The 1,361-nt window shown below is 60.8% G+C and carries 3 protein-coding genes; all 3 read right to left on the reverse strand.

Annotated features, from left to right (window positions below):
• Nucleotides 1–473: hypothetical protein (locus tag P4L78_RS11260; protein ID WP_309328182.1), on the reverse strand; the 473-nt coding region annotated here is incomplete at its 3' end.
• Nucleotides 470–724 carry a helix-turn-helix domain-containing protein gene (locus P4L78_RS11265; protein WP_309328183.1) on the reverse strand — a complete coding sequence of 85 codons (255 nt, stop codon included), beginning with the start codon at nucleotides 722–724 and terminating at the stop codon, nucleotides 470–472. The genes P4L78_RS11265 and P4L78_RS11260, both read right to left, overlap by 4 nt.
• Nucleotides 725–816: 92 nt before the next feature.
• A partial coding sequence (locus tag P4L78_RS11270) for a hypothetical protein (protein ID WP_309328184.1) occupies nucleotides 817–1,361 on the reverse strand: 545 nt, incomplete at its 5' end.

Consider the following 1,361-nt stretch of genomic DNA (forward strand, 5'->3'; position numbering starts at 1 on the left):
TGCATGTGGTTGTGCAAAGCCTGTGCTTCAAAGGGTGTCAGATGCCATGTGATACCCGAGCTTCGCACCAGACCGCCCAGCGGTATCCAGCGAATGCCCGCCTTCTGCCAGGGACCGTCAATCCGGCAGGTGGAAACGTCGCCGCCATGCACCGCGATCACAGGGCGTTCGGCACGGCGCCAGGGGATCAACGCGAGACGTATCGTTTCACCGTCTTCGTCATCGCCAACGAGCCTGTCGATCAGCGGCAGCACCCTTGGTGCGATGCGAGGCTTGATCCAGACTCGGTATGTGGCCCTGCCGTCACCGTACAGCCAGTCGGCAAGGCGGTCCAAAATCTTGCGGGTAATAGGCATGGAAATTCCTTTCGTGAAATCACGACTGAGGGGGGAAAAATTGCTCGGTACGGCGTGGCCGATCGCCGAATGCGGAGGGGCACGCGCTTTCGGGATTGGAATGGGATCGCCGGTCATGACGGCCGCCGTTTCCTGTGAGGTTGACCAGAGCGGGCTGCTCCCTTGCCCGTCACAAAAGTTTGAGTTGGCAGCGCTGCCAGCCAGGCGCGGACTTCATCCTCGCGCCAACGGATGTGGCCATTGCCGAGCGAATAGGACGGCGGGAACCGCCCCTGCCGCGTCATGCGGTAAATGGACGTGCGGCTGAGCCGGGTCAGCGCGACCAGTTCATTCGCCGTCAGCAAGCCCGACAGGGGCGGTTGTTCCATGGTGTCGTCCTCCTCGTTGTTGGGAGGACGTGGCTGGCAATCCGGCGGGCTCAGGTCATTTCAGGAATGGGCCAGACATGTTTCAGGGGTTTTCAGGGAAGCTCTTCGAGCGGCAACGCGTGCAGGGCCGTTTCAAATTCGGCATAGTTGCCCGAGTTCATTTTGGTGATGACGCTGTCGCTGGCTGCGGGTCCCCTGAGCACCGCCTTGATCGCGGGCATCGCCTTGGTGAATGGCTGGCTCCTGACCTCGGGATGGCGGAGCGCATCGATGATTGCCAGCCCGCTGATCAGCGCTCCGGTGAATTGGCCGCGTTCCATCGCCCGATCGCGAATCCAGTCGATGCGCAGTTGATACCGCTCCTCGTTCGGTTCATCGATCAGGGTCTTCGCTGTCAGTTGGGTACGGGCGATAACCCCACCCAAATCGATCCAGACTTCCCCACGCGGCAATGGCCGCGCACGAACTTTGGCCCAGTCGTTGTGATCTACGCTCACCAACAGGATGCGCCCGTGATCCGCGACAAAACAGGCGAGGTCATGCCCTGCCAGCTGTCTCGGACTGCCTGAAGTTGACACGGAGTAGGCTTTGAGTGTTCCATTGCCGAGCTGCCTGCGAAACTCTTCCAGTGAATGCA

Origin of the sequence: Silvimonas sp. (assembly GCF_031291215.1) — a bacterium.
Classification (GTDB): domain Bacteria; phylum Pseudomonadota; class Gammaproteobacteria; order Burkholderiales; family Chitinibacteraceae; genus Silvimonas; species Silvimonas soli.

What these genes read in the sequence shown, in the direction of transcription:
- P4L78_RS11265 (WP_309328183.1), bottom strand. Translation starts at nt 724, where the DNA reads ATGGAACAACCGCCCCTGTCGGGCTTGCTGACGGCGAATGAACTGGTC.